This is a genomic window from Microcoleus sp. B5-D4 (assembly GCF_036705145.1).
In the GTDB taxonomy this organism is placed as follows: Bacteria; Cyanobacteriota; Cyanobacteriia; order Cyanobacteriales; family Microcoleaceae; genus Microcoleus.
The window spans coordinates 27826-51989 of sequence record NZ_JAUBTV010000001.1 but is presented as its reverse complement, the minus strand read 5'-3'; the positions used below and the strand labels follow the sequence as shown (position 1 = coordinate 51989).

General features: G+C 45.3%; 14 protein-coding genes. 7 read left to right on the top strand and 7 right to left on the bottom strand.

All coding sequences use genetic code 11. The features are described from left to right. Positions 1-62: 62 nt before the first annotated feature. Complete coding sequence (locus tag QUB10_RS00215; protein WP_333198418.1) at positions 63-3578, top strand: sacsin N-terminal ATP-binding-like domain-containing protein; 3516 nt, start codon at positions 63-65, stop codon at positions 3576-3578. Beyond that, positions 3562-4731 carry a hypothetical protein gene (locus tag QUB10_RS00210; RefSeq protein WP_333198416.1) on the top strand — a complete coding sequence of 390 codons (1170 nt, stop codon included), beginning with the start codon at positions 3562-3564 and terminating at the stop codon, positions 4729-4731. The genes QUB10_RS00215 and QUB10_RS00210 overlap by 17 nt, the downstream gene beginning before the upstream one ends. A gap of 178 nt (positions 4732-4909) precedes the next feature. Here the strand turns inward: QUB10_RS00210 and QUB10_RS00205 are convergent, their stop codons facing one another. After that, positions 4910-6181 carry an FAD-dependent hydroxylase gene (locus QUB10_RS00205; RefSeq protein WP_333198414.1) on the bottom strand — a complete coding sequence of 424 codons (1272 nt, stop codon included), beginning with the start codon at positions 6179-6181 and terminating at the stop codon, positions 4910-4912. Between the two features lie 89 nt (positions 6182-6270). Here QUB10_RS00205 and QUB10_RS00200 point away from each other — a divergent pair, with 89 nt between their 5' ends. Beyond that, positions 6271-6393, top strand: a complete 123-nt coding sequence (locus QUB10_RS00200; protein WP_333109292.1) for a hypothetical protein — start codon at positions 6271-6273, stop codon at positions 6391-6393. 259 nt (positions 6394-6652) lie between these two features. Here the strand turns inward: QUB10_RS00200 and QUB10_RS00195 are convergent, their stop codons facing one another. The 3 genes from QUB10_RS00195 to QUB10_RS00185 all read right to left on the bottom strand — a co-directional run bounded on the left by QUB10_RS00195 (position 6653) and on the right by QUB10_RS00185 (position 13089). Then, positions 6653-10159, bottom strand: a complete 3507-nt coding sequence (locus QUB10_RS00195) for a PAS domain S-box protein (protein ID WP_333198412.1) — start codon at positions 10157-10159, stop codon at positions 6653-6655. Positions 10160-10692: 533 nt separating this feature from the next. Further along, positions 10693-11823, bottom strand: a complete 1131-nt coding sequence (locus tag QUB10_RS00190; protein WP_333198410.1) for a serine/threonine-protein kinase — start codon at positions 11821-11823, stop codon at positions 10693-10695. A 597-nt stretch (positions 11824-12420) separates the two neighbouring features. Further along, positions 12421-13089 carry a glycosyl hydrolase 108 family protein gene (locus QUB10_RS00185; protein ID WP_333198659.1) on the bottom strand — a complete coding sequence of 223 codons (669 nt, stop codon included), beginning with the start codon at positions 13087-13089 and terminating at the stop codon, positions 12421-12423. A gap of 99 nt (positions 13090-13188) precedes the next feature. Between QUB10_RS00185 and QUB10_RS00180 the strand changes: the two genes are divergently transcribed. The 4 genes from QUB10_RS00180 to QUB10_RS00165 all read left to right on the top strand — a co-directional run bounded on the left by QUB10_RS00180 (position 13189) and on the right by QUB10_RS00165 (position 18100). Then, positions 13189-15369, top strand: a complete 2181-nt coding sequence (locus QUB10_RS00180) for a tetratricopeptide repeat protein (RefSeq protein ID WP_333198408.1) — start codon at positions 13189-13191, stop codon at positions 15367-15369. A 73-nt stretch (positions 15370-15442) separates the two neighbouring features. Next, positions 15443-16039 (top strand): tRNA isopentenyl-2-thiomethyl-A-37 hydroxylase MiaE, encoded by a 597-nt coding sequence (locus tag QUB10_RS00175; RefSeq protein WP_333198406.1) that lies wholly within the window; start codon positions 15443-15445, stop codon positions 16037-16039. A 91-nt stretch (positions 16040-16130) separates the two neighbouring features. Next, positions 16131-16628, top strand: coding sequence for a GNAT family N-acetyltransferase (locus tag QUB10_RS00170; RefSeq protein WP_333198404.1), 498 nt, complete (start codon positions 16131-16133; stop codon positions 16626-16628). An 83-nt stretch (positions 16629-16711) separates the two neighbouring features. Beyond that, the gene (locus QUB10_RS00165) at positions 16712-18100 is read left to right on the top strand and encodes a cytochrome P450 (protein ID WP_333198402.1); all 1389 of its coding nucleotides are present in this window, start codon (positions 16712-16714) and stop codon (positions 18098-18100) included. A 56-nt stretch (positions 18101-18156) separates the two neighbouring features. On the opposite strand, the gene QUB10_RS00160 is transcribed toward QUB10_RS00165, so the two are convergent. The 3 genes from QUB10_RS00160 to QUB10_RS00150 form a co-directional block, all read right to left on the bottom strand. Next, the gene (locus QUB10_RS00160; protein ID WP_333198400.1) at positions 18157-21999 is read right to left on the bottom strand and encodes a PAS domain S-box protein; all 3843 of its coding nucleotides are present in this window, start codon (positions 21997-21999) and stop codon (positions 18157-18159) included. A 360-nt stretch (positions 22000-22359) separates the two neighbouring features. Beyond that, on the bottom strand, positions 22360-22491 hold the full coding sequence (locus tag QUB10_RS00155; protein ID WP_333198398.1) for a hypothetical protein: 132 nt from the start codon (positions 22489-22491) through the stop codon (positions 22360-22362). Then, positions 22492-23883: a malic enzyme-like NAD(P)-binding protein gene (locus QUB10_RS00150; protein ID WP_333198396.1), complete on the bottom strand. Its 1392-nt coding sequence runs from the start codon at positions 23881-23883 to the stop codon at positions 22492-22494. Positions 23884-24164 lie beyond the last annotated feature (281 nt).

Below are 24164 nucleotides of genomic sequence, written 5' to 3'. Positions count from 1 at the left end.
TATAGTATGGGTAGAGAGCGAACACCCGCGCTCGCCTGAAAATTCCTGCAGTCAGAACATCTATGGCTTACAGCAACAGCGAAGTTGAGGGAAAATCTTTCTATCAATCAGAACCTTTAATCGCCCGATTGAGGGGAATTATCAGAGATTATCCCGAAGGTGTGGGGATTCTCAAAGAATTAATTCAAAATGCTGACGATGCGAAAGCAGCGCGGGTAGAAATAACCCTTGATTGGCGGAACCATCACGTCAAATCATTGCCGGACGATCGCATGGTACTGCTAATGGGGCCGGCGATGTTAGTCTACAACGATAGCGTGTTTGCAGACAAAGATTTTGACAGCATTCGCAGCTTGGGACAAAGCGAAAAAGCGCGAGACTTGCAGAAAACGGGTAGGTTTGGTGTTGGGTTTAATGCAATTTATCACGTTACAGATTTTCCCAGTTTCGTGTCGCGCGATCGCATCATTTTTTTTGACCCTCACGGTGCAGCTATTCCCGGCACTTCTCGGCAAGAACCTGGGCGCGAGTGGAATTTGGCAGAGGCTAAATGGTACCAAAAATATCCCGATTTTATGCAAGTCTATGCAGCGGGAGGATTGCCCGTTGGAGATACAAACTTTCAAGGTACTCTATTTCGGCTGCCTCTGCGAACAACGGAAAGCGCAAAAAATAGCGAGATTCGCAAACAAGCTTTTACTGAATCAAACGTCAAGGAACTCCTAGACGAACTGAGACAGTCGGGTGAAGAACTTTTGCTATTTTTGAAATCTGTTCAGGAAATTAGAGTCTACGAAATTCCTGCAAACAGTCAAGGAACTAGGCAAGAAATTCTAGCGATTGTTACCAAAAATCCGCAAGAAGTCCGATCGGCGCGACAAAAAATCCTTGATGCAATTCCCGATAACCCCGACAAGTTGCTGGAATTGTGCCACCGCAATCATGACGGTTTAGTCTCAGTTTCTTACCGCCACGAGATAGAAACGATTAGTTGCGATCGTACTATCAAGTCAACTTGGAGAATAGTCAGTTTAATTCGCACAGACGAAGGCGGCGAATTGGCAAAAGTCATAGAAGCAATGCACCAAAGCCAAGAAAAAGTCGTGCCTTGGGCCGGTGCGGCTGCTAGAATTAATGCTGCCAGTACAGAGGGAAATCTGGCGCCTGTTTCGGGCAAAGTTTACTGTTTTTTGCCGCTTCCTCTCGAAACTGGTTGGCAGGTTCACATCAACGGTTTTTTCAACTTAAATAGTTCGCGGGATAATCTCAGTAGCGACAGCGGACAAACGGGAAAAGATAAGCCTAGAGCTATTTGGAATGGGCTACTAGCGCGCCACGTTTTGTCTCATGCTTGTGCTAACTTAATTGTCGATTTAGTGCAAGATATCGGAGTATTTGAATCAGATAAATTTTACCAAATTTGGCCGATTAGCAAAATTACTGCCAGCAAAGCTCTGGAAGAATTGCAGGGATTTGTGATGCAGTTATTGTACCACAAACCAGTTGTGCGATCGGCTGTCAAACAAATTGTATATGAGGGTAAAATTACCGGAGCAGTAATGTCACAGACAAGATGGGTGACACCTCCGACAGTCAAAAATTTACCATCTAAAAAGTGTTGGGACGAGTTATTAGCACCGCTGTGTGCCGATAATATCGATCTTCCAAATCCGCCATTGCCCGATTCGATTTTAACAGCTTTTAAAGATGCAGGTTTGCCTTTACCAACCTTCACTGCTGCAAACTTGCGAAAGCATTTAATCGAAAATAAATCCCTAGGGATTGCGCTGTCGGATGCACCGAAAGCAAGCCTGCGAAATCGGCAGTGGATTGGGAATATGCTGCGATATTGTCTCAGCGACAATTGTCAAGATTTGCGCGGTTTGCCACTTGCTATTCTGGCTGACAATACTTTGCAGGTATTTGGGTATAATGCGATCGGCACTATCTACATTGCAGATGAGGCGCAGAGGGAAATATTTGTCAGTTATCCCGAATGGTTTCTCCACCAAGATTTAACTAAATTATTGCCTGCATACAATCTAAAGGGCATCTCAGCCATGACTGCTGCGGAAGTAGCCAAGCAATTGGTTAAGTTGGTGGATTCAACTGCGTCAGAAATTGATTGGAATCCCGATGCAACGCATCCTCCTAATGCAGAATGGTTGACTCTAGTTTATGATTATTTTTACAAGATAAATCCGAGACATCTGTCGCAAGAAACAGTCGATGCCTTGACAAAAGTGCCACTGGTTCCGGGAAGTAATGGCAAGCTTTACAAAGCGAAAATTGCTGACACTCCTTTGTTGCGCGGGGATCGAATTGAGGCGGAAACAATTGCGGCGGTAGAATATTTTGGGGCAACACTTGTCAAAGCACCGGCAAAACTTGAGGGTGCGATCGCACAATTTGCCGATCGCCACAAAAATCAGTTAGTCTATTGTATCACGGGCCCGGATATCCTAGACATAGTATATTCGCGGTGCGATCGAGGTTTGCCACCTTACAACGAAAAGCATTATACATATCTGCTGAATTTCCTGGCAAGTCGAGAGCAAATAAATTACGATGAAAACCGGAAAAAGAAGCTGCGCCAACTGCCAATTTATCCAACAACTTCCGGCGAAATAGTTGACCTCTACAGTGAAAATGTCTACCTTCCGGGCGACGGATATGAACCGCCAGAAATTGCAGGTAGTTTGCGCCTTTTACGCTTAGGACAAAAACGAGAATGGCTGCCACTTTTCCAACTTTTGCAAGTACCAATACTCAACCGCGCCCGACTAATTCGTGACTGTTTGTTGCCAGAGTATGCCTCCTTTTCCCCAGAAGAACAGTTAATCGCACTAACTTGGATTAGGGATAACTTGACTAAAGCTAGCAAAGAGTTAGAAAATGCAGGAGAGAATGCTTTCGGATTCCAGGAAGAGCTTAAAAAGGCACGTCTGGTACGCTGTAGTGACAGGAGATTGAGAGCTGCCCAATTGATTTATAATCCTTTTAGTGAGGTAGTCCGAAACATTATCGGGAATGTAGCAGTGATTCCAGACATGGAATTTTACTCGCAGAATTCTGAAATTTGGCTGAAATTTTTCTCAGAGTTAGGAATGAGGCAAAATCCCGATGCTGATGACATTTTAGCCTGCGTTGACAATCTCATTCAAAGGGCCAATCGATCGGGTGCAGAGGCTGTAGCCGATAGCTGCATTGCTATTTTTAATTACATCGTTGACAACTGGGATGCGATCAAAAATATCAGACTTGCCAACAGCAACAAGACACTACCAGAAGCACTTGTAGATAAACCTTGGCTTCCTGTCGAGGGAAATCCTCAAAAGTTAAGCCAATATTTCGGTGCTGCAAAACCTGAACCTAGATTGTACCGCGCTAAAGACTTGTGTTTCATTCAAGATGCTCCTTTAGTCGCCAGCCAAAAGTTTATATTTGCACGTCCTCAGCGGGATTTACTGAAGGTAGAAATCAAAAAGGCACTGGGTTTTGAGCCTGTAGACCCAAATACCGTTATCGACTACTTTGATGTTATCATAAAACTTTGGGAAAATGACAGTTCAAATTAAATTATCCAACAATCAAAATACACAACTGCAATCAGTCGAGGCGATTTACAAGTATTTTTACGATACTTTGGTAAAAGGCGGTATTTCGGCAGATAAAAAGCGGCAAATTCAAGAGCGTTTTGCTCATCGTCAATGTCTGTGGGATGAGTCTACGGGTAAGTTTTGGCAGCCCAAACACGTTTTTTTAGATGATGTTGGTTTTTTCGGAAATCGACGCACAACCATACCTAGTTCTAATTCTCATTGCGAAGTTTATCAGTTATTAGGACAAAGGATATCGCCCACTGTACAAGACTACTTAGACTTCCTGGCCGAACTAGCAGCAGAGTACGGCAATAATGCTTTAAATGAAGCGGATAAAAACTGCGCGATTCAGGTACTAAATCGCCTGGAATCTCAACAGTTATTACAAGGAGTTACAGTTAACAATATACCGATTATTACCGCTAACAACACGCTTTGTTTGGCGGAAAAAGTTCTCATCCCCGACGCGCATTGGCGCAAGGATTATATTGACTCTAACCGGATACTGCACGATAGAGTTTCTGTCAAATTTGCTAAATCGGTTGGCTGTCTTTCTTTGTTGAAAGATGCTAGAGAACGCCCGAAAACAGTAAAAGTCGCCCGCAATACCAAAAGCTGCGATTGGTGTCTAGAATGGCAAAATACCTTAAATTCGGCAGAATTGCGATCGGGTTTGAAGCGGTTGATTTTTCACGAGTGCGAATCGGAACCAATTTTAGATTTAATCTGGTTGGCCAAAGCTCAAGTTGCAGCGGCTAGTCAAATTAATGTAGATTTATTTTTGAGCGATGAAACCTGTATTGCCACAGATATACCGGGTACTCAACACTTTGACGAATTCAATAAAATTTTTCAGATTATCAGTAGTGCTAGCAGATATATTATGCTATCGTATTTAGCAGAAAGTATTAACGCTCGGCTTGGGGAATATGCCGTTAAAAATTTGCTACCCCTCGCCAGCATTATCGATGCGGAGCCATGTAATATTCACAGTTTGCTAAACGAGTTGCGAATTAGGTCTTTACCATCGCTTGTCACCGCTACCGAGCCTGAAAATCAAGAATCTAATATTAGTAAAGCGGCGACAAATTCCAAGGGCGAGTCTTCCATTTATTGGGGCGCGTTTTGAGCGGGTTTAATATTTCACACTCTCCAGATTAGACATCGGGGAATTTTGCTAATAGTTAAACTGTACTTCTATAGGAATTACGCATAAATACTAAAGAAACCGGGTTTTTGGCAGTTTATATGGGTTTTAACGAAGTATTCTCGCAAAAACCCGGTTTCTGACCACCCGTGCGTAAGTCCTAATTTTGCGCTAATTCTGGCGGCCGCCCCATCAAGCCTGTCATCAAGCGTAAGGCTAAAAACCTCACTGGGGGAATTGTCCGCAAACACCACAATCCAAAGCGGCGAAATGCTACAATTGGCAGCCAAGTATTAGAAAATAATCTGTCTAGAAAATCGGTAAATCCTAATACGATTAAATTCTCTTTTTTGCGCCAGTTGTGATACCGTTTCAATACTCGCAAATCGCCGATGTCTTCGCCTTTTTGGTGCGCTTGCTGCAAGATTTGGGCGATCGCCCCTGCGTCTCGAATGCCCATATTTAATCCCTGGCCGCCGACGGGATGGCAGCAGTGGGCCGCGTCGCCAATTAGTGCTAATCTGGGCAAAACGTAGCGATCGCTCTGCATTAACTGCACCGGAAACAAAAAGCGATCGCTCTCCAATTCCAAACGCCCCAAAAGCCCGCCCGTGCGCTGTTCCAACAAAGTCAAAAACTCTGTTTCATCCATTTGTTGCAAAGCTTTTGCTTCCGCGTGGGGTGCTGTCCAAACTACTTGACAACGGTTCCCAGGTAATGGTAAAACTCCCATCGGGCCGCTCGGCCAAAAGCGCTCAAAAGCGATATCGTTGTGCGGTTTTTCTGCTTTAATAGTGATAGCAACGCAAGATTGCCAGTATTTCCAGCCGCGAGTGCTGATGTTGGCTTCGGTGCGGATGCGCGATCGCGAACCGTCGGCGGCGACTAATAATTTGGTGCGAATTGTGCGGGTTTCGCCGTTTTGTTTGACTTCTATTTCAGCGCAATTAGTTAAATATTTTACCTCGACTACTTCCGCCGGACAAACCCAACTAAAATTCGGGTTTTTTGCCAAACATTCTTGCAAAGCTGACAGCATGACTCCGTGCTCGCCAACGTAACCTAAAGCTGTTTTTGGTACGGGCAATTTGCCAGTATTTCCCAAATCCGGGCGGTGGAATTCGACGACGCCCGGATAGTCGCCGTCGCAGAGGCTAATTTGCTCGAAGGTGGTGATTTGCGGCAAGATTTGCTGCCACACGCCGATACCTTCTAAGATCATTCCTGATAGCAGGGTGATTGCATAAGCTTGTTTTTTGGCTGCTGCGGCGGCGGGGAGTTGGGTTTCAATTATAGCGATTTTTAAGCCGGAATCTTTTAAGGCGCTGGCTAAAGTGGCCCCGACTATGCCACCTCCGACGATGGCTATGTCAAAGTCGAGTGTCGGTGTTTCCGTGGAGGCGGTGGTTGGAGAAAGTTGGTTTACAGGCATTTTCAAGGGATTTATTTAAGTGAATAATCATATTTACTATTTTATTGTAAAGAATTATTGCGGTTTGGGGCGATCTTGAGGCAGAGCTTATGTCATATCAATTCTGGCTGTGCCGGAATGATATCAAATCCCATCGCACATTTCTCTCAAATTCGATCGCCCATCAACCCAAAAATCCCATCGGCCATCAACCCAAAAACCCCGGCGGTTGAAACCGCGTCTACACAGACAAAACCCGCCTCCGCGGGTTGAAGAGTCGTAGCGTAGCGGGGCGTAAGCCATCGCACATTTATCTCAAATTCGATATTTCTTCGTCCGCGGAGGCGGACATCGTTTGTGTAGACGCGGTTTCCAACCGCCCGGTTATATCAAATCCGCTAGCTTCGGAATGATATAATTGTAGGGAAACGGCACTGCCGTTTCCTGATTTCGGGTAATATTAATTCCGATGCCACCGATCGCAACTAACAATTAACTACCAACTGCTGCTAATTGATTATTTCCTGTGACTAGAGGCGATACTTCCTGGCGAATGGGAATCTCGATGACAAACTCTGCACCTTCCCCAGGCGTGGAAATACACTGCAATTTGCCTCGGTGTTTTTCAACTATAATCTGATAGCTGATTGACAGTCCCAAGCCTGTGCCTTTGCCGACTGGTTTAGTAGTAAAGAATGGGTCGAACAACTTGCCAATAACTTCTTGATTGATTCCCATGCCGTTGTCGGCAATCCGAATTGTTACTGTCTCGGAATTCGCATTTGTGCTAATCCGAATTCGGTTGTGACGAGCATATATTTCTTTTGAAGAATGAGTGCTGTTATACTCTTCGAGGGCGTCGATCGCATTTACTAAAAGATTCATAAATACTTGATTGAGCTGACCTACATAGCACTCGACTTTTGGAAAATTGCCGTATTCTTTGATAATCTCAATAGCGGGACGAAGTACATTAGCTTTGAGCCTGTGCTGCAAAATTAGCAAAGTGCTTTCGATTCCTTCGTGAATATCTACTCGCTTCATCTGCGATTCGTCGAGTCGGGAAAAGTTGCGTAAGGATACAACTAAGTCGCGGATACGATCGGCTCCAACTTTCATTGATTCCAAAATCTTCGTAAAGTCTTCCATTAAGTAATCAACTTCAATATCTTCGGCTGCTTCTACAATTTCTGGGACGGGATTTGGGTATTTTTCTTGGTATAGGTGGAGCAAACCGAGCAAGTCTGTGGCGTATTCCTTGGCGTGGGTGATGTTGCCGTAGATGAAGTTAATGGGATTGTTAATTTCGTGGGCGACGCCGGCGACTAACTGCCCCAGAGAAGAGATTTTTTCGGTTTGGATTAGTTGAGTTTGAGCTTGGTGCAACTCGTGGACAGCTTTTTCGAGCTCGGCTGCTTGCGATCGATACTGTCCCTCGGACTGCTTGAGTGCTTCCAAAACTTGGACTCGATCGCTAATGTCGGTGTGAGTTCCCACCCATTCGCGAATGCTGCCGTCGGCTGCCAAAAGGGGGACGCCCCGCACCCAGAAGTGTCTGTAGCTGCCGTCGGCGGCCCGCAAGCGGTGCTCGACTTCGTAGAGACTTTTTGTTTCTATGGCCCCCATCCAAGCTTGTATTGTGCGATCGCGGTCTTCTGGGTGCACTGCTTCTATCCAGTTGTCCTTCTCTTTCCAACTCATGCCCGTATAAGCTATCCAATCAGGCTGAGGCTTGTCGAAGATTCCGCTAGCGTTGGTCGTCCAAACCATCTGTGCGGTGGCCATTGCCAGCGATCGGTATCTTTCCTCGCTCAGACGCACAGATTCTTCGGCTTGGCGGCTGGCTGTCACGTCGCGCAAAATAGTTGTGAATATGATTTCGCCTGCCACTTCGAGTTTGGAAATAGAAACTTCGGCGGGAAATTCCGTACCATCTCGGCGGCGGGCGAAAATTTCTTTGCGGTTGCCCATTTTTCGGGCTTGTTGAACGTTGTCGCCGAAATTGCTGACGAGGTGACTATGATGCGTGGCAAAAGCTTCGGGCAACAGCAGGCTCAAGGATTGCCCGATCGCCTCAGCAGCCGTCCACCCAAAAATCCGTTCTGCACCTTGGTTGAACAGGATAATTTTTTGGTCAGCATCCACAGAAATAATCGCGTCCTCGGCAATTTCTAAAATGCCGGCGAAACGAGCTTGAGACAGTTGCAGCGCCTGTTCAGCTTGTTTGCGATCGCTGATGTCGCGGGCGATCGTCGAAATGTATGCGAGTTTGCCGTCCGGTGCGGAGTGGGAGATGATAACTTGGCTGACGGGAATTTCGAGTCCCGATGCTGACACGAAGGCTGTTTCTCCACTCCAAAAGCCCTCGGAAATAGCGGTGGCGATCGCTTGATTCAAATTGCTGCGGCCTGACGCTGGCGTGAATTCTGCAACTTGTCGCTTGGATATATCTTCGTTTTCGTCTATACCCACCATTTTTCTGCCTGCTTTGTTGATGTAAATCGCGCGTCCTTCGAGGTTGGAGATACCTACAAAATCCGGGGTCGCTTCCAGAATTGCTGCCAGACTTCTGTTGGCGATTTCGGCTTGTTTGCTCTCAGTAATATCCCGCGCGATGCTAACTATACCGCTGATCTTTCCTAACCCGTCCCGGTAAGCACTTTTTGTAGAAAGAAATGTCCGCAAATTGCCTTTAACTGGCAGTTCTTCTTCGATCGCTTGCGTTGTTCCCGCTGTCATAATTGGGCGATCGGTTTTCCTAATATTGCCCGCAATTTCCGGCGGAAATAACTCGCTGTCATCTCTGCCGATAATGTCGTCTACAGACTTGCCAATTATACTGGCTCCTGCAGCATTAAGCATTAGGTAACTGCCATGAATATCTTTGACAAATAGGGCGGCGGGCGTACTGTTGATGACTGCCATCAACAGGTTATAGTTTTTTTGAAGCGCCTGCTTTGTTGTTTGAGAGTCGAAAATTTGCTGCTGCAATTGCTCGTTGGTGATTTGCAGTTGGAGAGTCCGTTTCTCAACTTGATTTTCTAAGTCTAATTTAGCTTTCCTCAGTCCCAGTTCCGCTCGATAGCGCTTCCGGTCTGCGCTGCAGAGAGTTTTTGCATTCTGCCAAATCAGAACTGTAAAAATAATCACGTTCAATACGCTTAACAGCGATATCCCTACCTCCGGCGTGTAGGCTTGCAACCGATCTCCCAATAGGATGAAATAACCGACTAAAGGCGGGATAATGATTGCCCGTGGCAACAAGCGCCGCGCCATGATGCCGCCCGCGCGATCGCTCGTCATTACTGCTATCAATCCTCGCTCAGGACTGGCAAATAAAATGCCGAAGCTCAGCAACATAAATGCTGCGGCAGTGTGCAAAGCCATTCCTGTATTATTGCCAATTTGGTAAAATAAAGCTTTGTCGTAGAAATAGCCTATCAAACCCGTAAATGCAATTAAAAATGCACAACAGCTTAAGATTTGAATCCGCAGGTATTTAGGCCGACGTTCTGACAGATGCAGCAGCGCTGTTCCCAGCAAGAAAAAAGCACCAGCAGTATTCGGCGCCATGCGTCCGGGTGTTCCGGTGATTGTCAAGGTGTAACTTTCTTTAAATAGCAGTTGGTCGATGCCTAAATCTAAATTAAAGCTATATTGGACTAGGGTTAATAGGCTAATTAATATAATCAAAGATGAGGAACCCAAAATTAAATTCTTGTATTTCTTTTGAGACTTTCTTGCTGTTAATTTGGCGCCCCGGCTCTGTTGGATGAATAGAGAAAACCCGCCCAAAATAAAGCATACCGCAGTATTGGCTTTCATGGTCACGAGTCCGGGCAGAATGCTTTTTAAGAATTGCAGATCGAATATCCAACCCAAAATGACTGTACAGCCGATCGCAATTACTGCAATACTGGCTTTTTTGGAAAAAGACTCGACAGCAGCCATTCGGGTTGAGGGCCTTTGCAGTTGTTGTGCTCGTTCAAAAACTTCCAATTTCTCGATCCCTCTAATTATTGGGTTTCTACGTATCTAAGGTAACAATAAATACTCGATTGAGACTGTTGCCCGCTATACAAAGCTGCTTAAGGTTTTCTCAAAGCTCCTAAGCATAAAACACTAATTATTTTATCTAACTTTAGAGAGGTAGTCAAATGAAGGCTGAAGGCTCTTATGTATAAGGCATCCGGCAGAATTAAATAATTTTTCTTCGTGGTAAATTATAAAAAAAATTCCTTGTTCCTTGTTCCTTGCCCGTTGGATCTCGGAAATTGGGGCCCGATTCATCGGCAAGACGAAGTGTTGTTACTCAGTACATCGAGGGATAATGGTAGCGGATGAATCACTCTGCAACAATATCAGTCGCATTGTAAACTGGCTGCTGTGGCTGTGGGAAATGCGGCAGAACAATAAGACTCGGCGGTTGAAACCGCTACTACAAAAACAAAGTCCCAGCAGAGAGGGACTAAAGAGGGGATATTAAAGTCGGATTTGGTAACTGTCAACTGACAACTGACAACTGACAACAGTCAACTAACTCCCAAATTTTGAAGTGCTTGCAAAGCTTCGGTTGCTGAGGGGTAACGCTGGGGGAAAGCGTACAGCACCATCTGGTCTAAAACGCGAGCCAACTCCGGGGTGACAGTTGCATTTTTCTGCCAGATGAGATTCCCTAAATTATCAACTCTGAGTTGTTTCGGGCGCATTCCTGTCAAGGCTTGAATCCCGATGATGCCGACAGCATAAATGTCGCTGCACTGTTTCGGGGAACCGATGGCTTGTTCGGGGGGAATGTAATCTTGCTGAGTACCGCCGCGCGATTTCGTTTGACCGATGCTGTTTTGTGAAGTGTTGATTTCTTTAACTGCCCCAAAGTCAATTAATACAATCTTGCCATCTGATGTCCGCCTGATTAAGTTTTGAGGGTGTAGGTCGCGGTGAATTACATCTTGTTTGTGAACAAAGACAAGCACTTCCAAGATATCTTTCAACAAAGCAATAACCTGATGTTCTTCCCAAGGTTGACCTTCGATTAGTTCTTGATACAGCGGTTGCCCTTCGATGAATTGATAGACTAAATAAAAATATCCATCTTCTTCAAAACGAGCTAACAATTCTGGTATCCGATCGTGTTGGCCCAATCGATATAAAACCCGCGTTTCTCGATCGAATAGGTGGCTGGTTCTCTCAGACTGGCTTTTCAGGCGCTTGACGAGGCACAAAGGTCGATCGGGCAAATTTTCATCTTCAGCCAGATAGGTATCGCTGTACTCGGTGTTCACCAAATGTTCTCTAATTCGGTAACGCATCCGCAGCAGCTTTTGCAACATCGGATCGACAGAATTAGCTGGTTGTGTGCCTTTTTGTACAGATCTCATGATGCAGTCCCAAAGATTTGCTCCGACGACTTTTTCTTCTTGTCCAATAATTTCTGCTTGCTTCAGTACCTTGGTGAGGTCTTTCCACAAGTTGTAGCCGACATAGCGCCCCAGGTAGCATACTGTGTACCCGCGGGCGATCGGATCGTTTTCCTGAATTTCTTTGTACGTCAAACCCCCTACAACGCCTCGAATTATCGACTGTTGCAACCGACTCAGGTGTTTTTCCGTTTGTTCGTATACCAGATTGTCCAAAAAAATTATTGCTTCTTCTACTGTCATAGTTTTATGGCTTAAGTTAGTTGTGCAGCAGCAACACATTGGGTTTTTATATTTCTGTTATAGACGGTTGGGTTGAAATTTACTAGGTTTTTTGAGTGGTGAAATATATCTTGATAAATATGACTTTTATGAATCAAGTAAATGAATTATATGAAATTCATTTACTTGACAAATGGTTGATGTGTTAAGTAGAATTGACGAATTTTTCTCATAGAGGATCTTAGAGATAAGCTGCTACGCATTTAAATTGCATCCAGAAACGGGCAGGATGCCCGTTCCACAATAATTGTAGACAAATTGACTGTCAAATTAGATGCACAACAGCTTATAGCAATCTTAAATCATTCATTTGTGAGTTTCTTACTTTCTCCCCGCCGGTTCGGGGAGGGTTGGGGTGGAGTAAAAAATTTACGACTCCTGCAAGGATTGCTATATAAGGGTGATTTAAGCCGACATGATAAGCTGTTGTGCATTGAGATGGGAATTATCGGGCGGGCGCTCCTGCCCACCAGACAATAGTTTAAAGAAACAAGATAGTAAAAATTAGATGCGCGCCTGATTATTAACAGTTAACGGTTAGCCGTTAACTGTTAAGTGTTAATTCTTAATCTTATTCACATACCCCCACAAACTGTAATCGCGACTGAGCCAACCCCGGAAAAAAGCCATCTGAGTCGGATCTTCTTGCACCCTTTTGTAGCGGTAAATAATTCGTTCGTTAATCATTTGCAGCGCGGTATTTCTATTATTTGCCCCTTTCAGCGCTTCCTTGGTGCGCGAGTCAAAAACTCCCGTTTGCGGCAATCCTAATGCTTGCTGGAGAAAGGTAATAGAGTTATTAATACCGAAATTAACGGCGGTGTCAAACATGACGATCGCCAAAGCCGGCTGCATCGTGCCCGAAAGGCTCGAATCCCAGTAATATTTATAAATTTCTAGGAGCTCTGCTTCCGACATCTGCGTCACGTCGAGGGGCGGAAGCCCACGACTGTAGCGGTAGGCGTTGTATTCCGTTTGCAAGACACCCCGATAAGTTCTGCCGCCCTTATCGGCTGGGTGATTGCTGAATCCGCCCTCAAAATAGAGGGTGAAATAAAGAGCCGTTTGAAATAATTTCTGCCGAAAGCTGGCTGTCTGCTGCTGCTGTGCGAGAGTCTTTTGGGCAAAGGGTAAGGGGATTGCTAAGGTTAACAAGAGTATCCCCAGCAGGAGGTTTGGTTTCCACTTGATGTTATGTTGGCGCTGTGTCGCTTGCTTGTCGCTCATAAATTCTCTGTGACGATCGCCCGTAATTCCGCTAAAACTGCTACTCTTCAAAATAATATAGATTCAACCTTTAACTTGATAGCACAGATAGGCCGCCAAATGAATTCCGATTTTCGCAACCAATCCGAAACACCCCAATTTGAAGATGCTGCATCCCTGACAGTCGTTGCAGAAACCTATTACTCTCAAGGCAACTTAGCAGCAGCCGTCGCTGCTTGTCGCCGAGCTCTGGAATTGCAACCGGATTGGGCGGCGGCTTACGTGACAATGGGCAATGTGCAGCAAGCAAGCGGCCAAATTGATGAAGCGATGCGGTTTTATTCCGAGGCGATCGCTCTGAATCCCGATTTTGCTGAGGCTTATGCTAATTTGGGCAGTATGCTCTACAAACAAGGGCATTTGGTGGAGGCGATTGTCAATTACGAAAAGGCGATCGAACTTAAACCAAATTTGGCTGCTGCTTACTGGAATTTGGCAGGGGCACTGAAGCAGCAGGGGCAGCAGGATGCAGCGGTAGCATACGAGCAAAAAGCTCTCGAACTCAATCCCCAGCTTGCTGAGGTAGATTTTCACTTAAATTTAGGAGATAAATTAGCGCGGCAAGGGAAGTTAGATGAGGCGGTGGCTGCATGGCAGCAGGCGATCGCATTTAAACCCGATTTAGCCGAAGCATACTGTCAAATTGGGCGAGTTTTGCGCCACCAGGGTCAATTTAAAGACGCCATACCCAACCTTCAAAAAGCTCTAGAAATTAAACCCGATTTTATTTCCGCCCACCAACATTTGTGCGGCATCCTCAGAGATACTAGCAATTTAGCTGCCGCGCGGCAAGCCGTGCACCACTACAGCCAAATGTGTGCCGAAACCGATCCAATTATGACCGCGATTTACTTCATCAGCACCTATCAAGTGTCGGGATTAAATCAAATTGCGGGCGATCGATTTTTAGAGCTAGAGTCATACTTAGAGCAAAACTTAGAAACCGCTAGCCCGGTGGAAATTAAATCGCTTTATGCAAACTTGTTATTCAGCACACCGTATTTGCGAGATGACTTGGCGACCAACTCAAAACTTTACAGATTAATTGCCAAAAAGTATATCGACCAATGTATTAAACCTAATTTTTCTCAACCCGCAAATTACAGTTTCAAACCAACGGTTCCATCCAGCAAGTTAAAAATTGGCTTTTTGTCCAATCACTTTAGCCGCCATTCTGTAGGTTGGTGCAGCGCTGACATCATTCGCGAATTGTCCGACATCACACCCAATGTGTATTTGTACGCTTCCGAAAGAATTAGTCCTGACGATCGCACTCAGCAATTTGAAACTTGGGGCAAACTGACTTTTCCCACAACCTACCCCAACGGAATTGCCAATTCTGCCGAAATTATCGACCAAATTCAGCAAGATGAATTGGACGTTTTAGTTGATTTAGATTCTCTCAGCGTACCTGTTCACGCTGATATTCTCTACCAAAAACCCGCACCAGTTTGTATTTCTTGGCTGGGATTTGACGCGCCTTACATATCGCCAGAAAATTACTTTCTTACAGACTGGCACTCGCACCCAGCCGGGCGGGAAAAATATTATGACGAGCAGCTAATTAGGATGCCTGATTCCTTTGTAGCGGTGTCCGGTTTTCAGAGATATGGAGTCGATACTGTTGCATTGAGAAGGTCGCATCGGATCGGTTTGGATCAGATAGTTTACCTGTGCGTCGCTCCCGGCAGAAAATTCAATAGCGAGTTGGTAAAAGCACAAATTGCGATTCTCAAACAAGTGCCGAACAGTATCTTAATTCACAAAGCTTTAGGCGATGCTGCGGTGTTTGAGGCTGGCTATCACCAAGCTTGCGAAGCTGAGAAAGTGAGCAAGCACCGAATTAAGTTTTTGCCGAGGTTTGCTACTGAGGAAGAACACAGAATTATCTATTTGCTGGCCGATGTTTTGTTAGATTCTTATCCTTACAACGGAGGAACTCAAACTTTAGAGGCTTTGTGGTTTAATTTGCCGGTGGTGACTCGCACAGGAGAGCAGTTTTTGTCGAGAATGGGTTATTCGTTTTTGCAGACTTTGGGAATTGAAACTGGCGTGGCTTTGTCTTGGTCGGAATATGTGGAAGTTGGTGTAAAATTGGGTAAAGAGCGTGAATTGAGAAATGCAATTAAAGCACAGTTGGTGAAATCTAAAGATCCAGCCAATTTGTCGCCGCTGTGGAATCCGAAAAAGTTTGCTGGTGATATGTATGCGGTCTTGGAAAAATTATGTAAGATAGGATAAATGCTGGCTAGTGACTGCTGACTAATGACTACTGACTAATGACTACTGACTACTGACTAATGACTACTGACTAATGACTTCAACACTGCCAACTATTAAGTTTTTAAAAGAGCCGACTTCGGAAGCTTGGGTGCAACAGGCGATCGCCCATTTGGATACAATCTTATTAGACCATTCTCACTGCGAGCGGAAAGCGGCGGGAGTAGCGTTAAATTTAATGTTTCGCTACCCAGCCCGGGAAAAATTGGTGAGGATGCTAACGGCGATCGCCCGCGAAGAATTAGAGCATTTCGAGCAAGTCAACCAGCGGTTAGAACAGCGCAGCATTGCTTTAGGCCCTTTGGCTGCACCTCCCTACGGTGCCGGTTTGTCCGCCCAAATTCGCAAGCAGGAACCGGAGAGACTTTTGGATTCTTTGTTGGTTTCTGGTTTGATAGAAGCGCGCAGTCACGAACGGTTGGGGCTGCTGGGCGATCGCTGTCCCGATGTGGAATTAGCTAAATTTTACCGCAGTTTGATGGCTTCGGAGGCGCGCCATTACGGTGTATATTGGATTTTGGCAACAACTTATTTCGATCGCACTCTTGTGATTGACAGGTTGGAGGAATTATCATTAGTAGAGAGCGAGTTGCTGGCAAGTCTTCATCCCGAACCGAGAATTCACAGTTAAAATCTAGGTGCATTTAAAGACTGTAAGATACAAAAAAATACTAATTTTACAGTTGGTAAAGTCCAAAAATAAATATAAGTTGCAACCACCAATGAAAACCCAACATCTGGATTTTTTTATTCGTTCCTGGGAAACGCGCGATCGTGCTGAGGCGTTCTATTTAATTAGGGATGTTTTAGCAGAATACGGTTTAAAATGCGAACCTCACGGGGCCGATCGAGATGTCTATGATGTAGAACTTCATTATCATAATCAAGGCGGCGAATTTTGGGTAGTTGAACGGCAGGATAAAATAGTGGGTACGGCCGCTTACTATCCGATTGAGCGAGGAAATAATGCTGTGGAAATTCGCAAAATGTATATTTTGCCAGCAGCAAGGGGACAGGGTTTGGGGAAATTTTTACTGCAAGAATTGGAAAGTAAAATTATCGCTCGCGGCTTTGAGGAAATTTGGATAGAAACTGCTAGCATTCTCAAAGAAGCTGTGAAAATGTACGAAAATAGCGGATATCTACCGACAACTGGTGTGGAGACGCAAAGGTGCGATCGGGTTTACGTAAAATCTCTAGGTATAAAAAAAGTACAATAAGGTTTGTGAAAACAATGATTAATTTACTCAGTTTCAATCAACTGTTGATTGAAACTGAGTAAATTAATCTAGGAGGAAAACACATGACTATCACCACAGAAAACTCTCACTCTCAAAATCATGCTACCGACAAATTGCTAGACGGCCCTAAAGACGCTAGATTTGTTCAGACAGTGCGGGGAATTTTAAATCCTCTGTATTATTTAGATAGTAATTCTCAGCGCTACGGCGACCTTTTTACCAGCGAATTCAGCAACTTTCCGCCCCAAGTAATTGTTAGCAATCCTCAAGCTATTCAAGAAATTTTTACATCCGATTCCAAACTCTTTGAATCCAGTACGGGAAACCAGATAACGCTACCTTTAGTAGGCTCGAATTCGTTATTGTTGTTAGATGGCGATCGACATTTGCTGCAGCGCAAACTTTTAATGCCACCTTTTCATGGTGAACGGATGAAAGCTTACGGACAAATCATCCGCGATACAACCGAAAAAGTAATTAATAATTGGACTCCTGGTAACTCGGTAATCGCGCAATCAACTATGCAGGAAATTTCCTTGGAAGTAATTTTGCACACGATTTTTGGGCTGAGCGAAGGAGAACGCTACCAGCAAATTCAGCAACTAATGATTAATATGTTCAGCCTGTTTAGCAATCCATTAAGCGCTACCTTTTTGTTTATCAAGTCGTTGCAAAAAGATTTAGGTGCTTGGAGTCCTTGGGGAGGATTTCTGCGACAAAGACAGCGTTTAGATGAACTGCTTTATCAAGAAATTCGCGAGCGCAAAACTCAGTCTGAACCATTGGGCGAAGACATCCTGAGCTTGTTAATTTCCGCTCGTGACGAAGCAGGACAGCCGATGAGCGACGTTGAATTGCGGGATGAATTAATGACAATCTTATTCGCAGGACACGAAACTACAGCCACAGCTTTAGCCTGGGCTTTGTATTGGATTCACTACATCCCAGAAGTCCGTGAAAAACTGCTGCAAGAACTCAATTCTATTGATGTCGAAAATTGCGAGCCGACGGAAATAAGTAAACTCCCGTATTTGAATGCTGTCTGTTGCGAAACGCTGCGGATTTATCCGATCCTATTTTTTGCATTTCCGCGCCTTCTCCAAGCTCCGATGCAGTTAATGGGTTATAATATTCCCAAAGGAATGATACTTTCTACCTGCATTTATTTGGTTCACCACCGACCGGATATTTACCCGGAACCAAAACGTTTTAAACCGGAACGTTTTCTAGAAAGGCAATTTTCGCCTTACGAATATTTGCCGTTTGGGGGAGGGAACCGCCGCTGTATTGGGGCGGCATTTGCCATGTTTGAAATGAAGTTAGTATTGGCGAAAGTGCTGTCACGATACTCTTTAGAACTTGCAGAAAATCGTCCGGTTTTGCCAGTACGCCGGGGTTTGACAATGGCACCCGCTGGTGGTGTGCATCTGACGGTAAAGGATCGGATTTGAATCATATCAAATCCGGTCGAGCGATAGGATTTGATATGATACCGATACAATGGGTTTTAATTTATTTTTTGCTGCAGAGGAATCTCGATCGCAAATTCGGAACCTTCTCCCAATACAGAATTGCAAGAAAGCTTGCCACCGTGTTTTTCTACTATAATAGAGTGGGAAATCGCCAATCCTAAGCCAGTTCCTTTACCAATGGGTTTAGTAGTGAAAAACGGGTCAAACAAGCGCTTTTGCACATCTTCGCTCATCCCAGGGCCGCTGTCAGCTATCCAGATGGCAACGCTGTTATTGTCGGTTACTTGGGTGCGAATCGTAATTGCGAGATTTGTGTCGGTGCGATCGGGTTCCTTTATCTCCATTTCCAAGGCGTCTAGCGCATTGCTCAACAAATTCATAAATACTTGATTTAACTGACCGGGATAACATTCAACTAAAGGCAAATTCCCGTATTCTTTAATTACATTAATTGTCGGGTGATCGGCTTTATGTTTCAGGCGATTTTGCAAAATCAGCAGCGTGCTTTCGATGCCTTCGTGAATGTCAACTTGTTTCTTTTCGGCTTCGTCAAGTCTTGAGAAAGTCCGCAGGCTCAAAACTATGTCGCGGATGCGATCGGCTCCGACTTTCATAGATGCTAAAATTTTAGGTAAATCTTCAATAAGATAATCAATTTCCAAGTCTTCCCTTGCATCTACAATTCTTGCGCTAGGCTGCGGGTATTCCTTCTGGTAAAGTCGCAGCATTTTTAGCAAGTTTTGAGTGTATTCGCTGGTGTAGGTGAGATTGCCATAGATAAAATTAACCGGGTTGTTAATTTCGTGGGCGACACCTGCTACTAACTGTCCCAAACTCGACATTTTTTCACTTTGAATTAATTGAGTTTGGGTACGTTGGAGTTCGCGCAAAGTTTCTTCTAGCTGTTGAGTTTGAGCTTGAGCTAGTCGGGCCGCTTGGCGGGTTTGGGTGTACAGTTCGGCGTGGTCGATCGCGATCGCAATTTGAGCGACCACCGCTTGCATCAGTTCGACTTCGGATTCGCTCCAATTTCGCACGGAGATAGCCTGATAGCAGGTAATCACCCCAATATCGCCTGCCGCAGTATGAATTGGCAGCGACAGCACTGAGTTAAAATTTGAACCCTGCAAAACTTCGCGCAATTCTACATCTTCAAAAGTGCTGACATCATCAATTCGCAGGATTTCTCGCCGCAAAATCTGTCGCACTGCGAGACTAGATTTGTCGTCTACAGGATAAGTGCCAAGCATACTCGGCAAATCTGCATTCTTCGCTTCGTAAGTTACTTCCCAAACCGGAGGATTGTTGTTGGGGCGATACCAAGTGAAGATGCACCAATCTAGGTGCATCAGATTGCGAATTTCTTGAACGGCGGTTTCTACAATTGTGTCTAAATCTAAAGAAGTGCGGATTTGGTTGGCAATTTGATTGAGTAGTAGTTCTCGCTGAGCTTGTTGTCTGAGCGCTTGTTCCGATCGCACTAAAGTTTCTTCTGCAAGTTTGCGATCGGTTAAATCTTGGATCACTCCTTGGATAATTTTTTCATTTCCCACCTCGATGATTGTCAGCACCACTTCTGCGGGAAAATCTGTACCGTCTAAGCGCTGATGAACCCAATCAAAACGGTGCTTTCCCCGCTCAAAGGCGATGGCTATCATGTCGTGGGCCAAGCTCAAAGAATCTCTGCCGTTGGGTTGCAAAGGAGGCGAGAGTTTGCCAGGGTTTTGACCGTACAACTCTTGCGGGGCGGTGCAGCCGAATAGTTTTAGGGTGGCTGTGTTGGCATCGGTGATGGCATTGTCACATAACATAAAAACAGGCAAACTGGTTAATTCGTAGAGCGATCGAAATTTGGCTTCCGACTGCTGCAATGCGGCTTCTGTTTGCTTGCGATCGGTAATGTCGGCAACCATTGCCAAAGCGCCCACATAGCGTCCCTGTTTGTCTGCCAAGGAATTAGTAGAAACCATCGCCCACAAGTCCCTGCCGTCTCGGCTACGGAACTTAAAATCGAGCTGTTCGCGAATTCCTTCACGGCGGCGTTTGAGACTGATTTGTGCGATCGCCATGCCTTCTGCATCCATGAAAGCAAATAGCGACTCCCCGATCATTTCCTCTGGAGTGCAGCCGAGCATATCGGCCATTTTTTGGTTGACAAAAGTAGTTTTACCATCCGTATCTATCATCCAAATTCCTTCGTCTGCTGTCTCGACAATGCACCTGTATTTGTCCTCGCTTTCCCTAAGCGCTTCTTCTGCTAATTGGCGAGCCGTAATGTTTTGAGTCATTAGCAAACCGCCGATAATTTCTTGCCGTTCGTTTCTGACTGGCAAAGTATAACCGAGGTAGATGCGATCGCTGTAAATAAATTCTGTAACAACTGTTTCTCCTGCCAGTGCCGCCCGATAATTTGGCTCGACAGCAGCGCAAAAATCTGGCTCGAATACTTCCCAAATTGTCTTGCCTTCCATCAACTCTTTGGAAAGCCCCACTGCGGCTAATTCTGTACCTTCTACCAGCGTGTAGCGCATTTCTCGATCGAACAACATCACCGCACCGTTAGGAAAGTTGCTTGCCATAGTGCGGTAAAGCTGTTCGCTTTTTTGCAGCGCAGCTTCTGCTTGTTTGCGATCGCTAATGTCAACTACAACTGCACCGATGCCGAGAGCCTCCCCATCTTTGTCTAGCAGGGGAAAATAAGAGCCTGTCAGGTGCCGGACAAACCCAGGCTTTCTGGGATTGTCACCACTCATCTCAATATTAATTAATGGTTGTTTTTTTCTCAAAATTTCTTCGTACAAAGGCTCTACAATTGGAGCGATATTTGGCAATATTTCGCGTACAGTCTTGCCGATGTGTTCTGCTGGACTCAGGCAATTAATTTCTGCTAGAAATTGATTAATTTGCACGTAGCGCAATTGCGAGTCCAAAATGCAAAGTCCCGCCGGCGCTTCCTTCAAAAAGGCATCAAATAGTGATTGTCTCTGTGCTAATTCTTGTTCTAAAGCTTTGCAAATGCTGAGATCTGTTAAAGAGCCAATCATCCCCACAACTTCTCCCGTTTGGTCTTTCAATAGCGAGAGCATCAGGTGCGAGGAAAATTTTTCTCCAGATTTACGGCGTGTGATAACTTCTATTTCATGCTCGCCTTTTTCTTGTAGCGGTTTGATGACTTGCTCTAACAAAAATTCGTGCTGTTCTGGCGGGTAAATTAAAGAAACGTGCTGTCCGATAGCCTCAGTTGCTTCATAGCCGTATAACTTTTGGCAGGCTTGATTCCAAATGGTAATCGAGCCGTCCATATCTGTAGAAATCACCGCTTCGTGAAATTGGTCGATAATTTGACTTTGGAGACGCAATTTTTCTTGAGCCTGTTCCAGTTCGGCGATTTTTTCTTCGAGTAGTTTCTGAGTTTTTTCCAGTTCCGCAGTCTGCTTTGTCAGCAATTTTTCTAGATGTGAATTGCCCTGCGGGGGCGCTGATTCCAGCGGAGCGCTATTTTGATCCCGATTATTAAAGATTTCTTCAACACTTAGCCAAATCGCGCACTGTCCCTCTGTTTCAATTGCCCGCTCGGAAACTCGCACGGGTACGAGATGCTGGTTTTTATGTTTGTATGCTGCTTCGCACAGGTGCGTGTGGCTATTTTTTGCTTGACATTCTAGATATGTTTCTGGGCGCGCGCACTGTGTTTGCTGAATTTCCCAGTAGTTGAGGTGGAGAGTTTCTGCAACTGTGCGACCGATAATACTTGCAAAAGCTGGATTTACGTCGAGAAAAGTCCCGTCCGTCCGGCACAATGCCAGCCCGATAGGGCTGAGTTCTAACAATTGGCAACGGGAGCGATGGCGCTTGGCTTTTCCTAACTGGCTTTGCATCTGACCTAGCTGGACTTGGTTTATTTAATTATATCTTTATTATCTTGTTTATTTTTGTGAGTTTTATCCTTAATTAAAAAAGAGGGAAGAAGGAAGTTCGGCAACGATCCCTCTACGGGATTTAACAAATGTAACTGATAGATGCTGAGCTTGGATGGAAGAAGGAAGAGGTTGGAGGTTCAAGGTTCGAGGGAAGTTCGGCAACGATCGCGCGATCGGGATTTAACGGATGGATGTTGAGGAAAAAGACAAGATGGGGAAACAAAAATGAGTAATAATCACCGGGGAGGAGGAAAGAGGGAATGAGAAGGAACCAGAAAAATCACAAGATAAGAAGTACAAAAATGGTACAAATACCATTTATTTATACATAATATCTTCCCTCCAACCTTCTTCCTTCTTCCTCCTTCCGACGGACATCGGACTGACATCCGTTACATCCGTTACATCCGTTACATCCGTCGAGCGAATCCGTTGCCGAACTTCCTTCAATTAATCGCGGGCAATACCTTCGGATCGGGCGGCCAACTGCACTGCACCGGCGACAGCAATGGCAACTCTTTCGTCAAAAACCGACGGTATAATGTGCTCTTTGTCAAGCTGGGAAGGACTGACTAAAGAGGCGATCGCATAAGCTGCTTCCAAATACATACTGGGCGTAATCGTGGTCGCTTTGCAGTCCAAAGCACCTCGAAATATCCCCGGAAATGCCAAAACATTGTTAATTTGATTCGGGTAATCGCTGCGTCCGGTTGCTATGATCGCCGCATCTTCCATAATTAATTCTGGCTGAATTTCAGGAATGGGATTTGCCATTGCAAAAACAATGGGATTCTCGGCCATCGAACGCACCATCGATCGGGTGACTACGCCGGGGGCGCTGACGCCTAAAAATACATCGGCACCGGCGATCGCATCTTCCAAAGTACCGCTCGAAGCCACAGCAAATTCTAGTTTTTCTGGGTTCATATCCGTGCGCTCTTGGGAAAGGACGCCTTTGGAGTCGCACATGATGATGTTTTGGGCACCTGCTTTACGCAACAACCGGGCGATCGCGACTCCGGCCGCACCGGCTCCGTTAATCACGATACACACTTCTGCGATGGTTTTTTTGACGATTTTCAAGGCATTAATTAATGCTGCCAAACTAACAATCGCAGTGCCGTGCTGGTCGTCGTGAAAAATCGGAATATCTAAGGTTTCCCGCAATCTTGCTTCGATTTCAAAGCAGCGGGGAGAAGAAATATCTTCGAGGTTAACGCCGCCAAAAACCGGGGCGATATTCTGCACTGTGCGAATAATTTCCTCAGTATCTTGGGTATTCAAACAGATAGGAAAGGCGTCAATACCTGCAAATTCTTTAAATAGCATGGCTTTGCCTTCCATGACTGGCAGTGCGGCGGCAGGGCCGAGGTTTCCCAGTCCCAAAACTGCGCTACCGTCGGTAACAATGGCAACAGTATTTTGTTTGATTGTCAGGTTATAAACTTGTTGCGGGTCATTGGCGATCGCCGTGCAGATGCGGCCCACTCCAGGGGTGTATGCCATTGCCAAATCTGACTGGCGTTTCAGGGAAATTTTGCTAACTACGCTGATTTTTCCGCCGCGGTGCAAGTTGAAAGTGCGATCGTACACATCGATCACTTTGATATCCGGCAGCGCTTTCACTGCTTGCAATATTTCTTCGTTGTGTTCGAGGCTGTAAGCATCGACGGTGATATCACGAACGGTAGTGGCACGGGTTTGCTCGATCAAGTCGATTTGGCCGAAGTTGCCGCCGACAGATGCGATCGCACTGGTGACGCTTGCCAGCATTCCCGGCCGATTCGGCAGAGCAACGCGAATTGTTAAACTAAAGCTGGGGTTCGGTGTCAGTTTTACCATGATTCCTTGATTTCAGATTTGAGAATTTCAATCTTAGATTTTATCCCCAATGTTAGGCATAAAATTTAATAATTCCAATTTTCAACTAAAATTTTTAACAAATTCTATGAGCCTGTGGTACGATCGCTCTGCACTGCCCGGGGTGTCGCTGGAAAACTAATCTTTTTTTGAGTAAATCTGTGATCTGTTTCTAGCTGGTGACTCTCCCACAAACAGCCTATTTTCTGTCAATTTCCCAGCGAACCGCGAATATGAAGCGCGGGGCTAGAAACCGGGTTTCT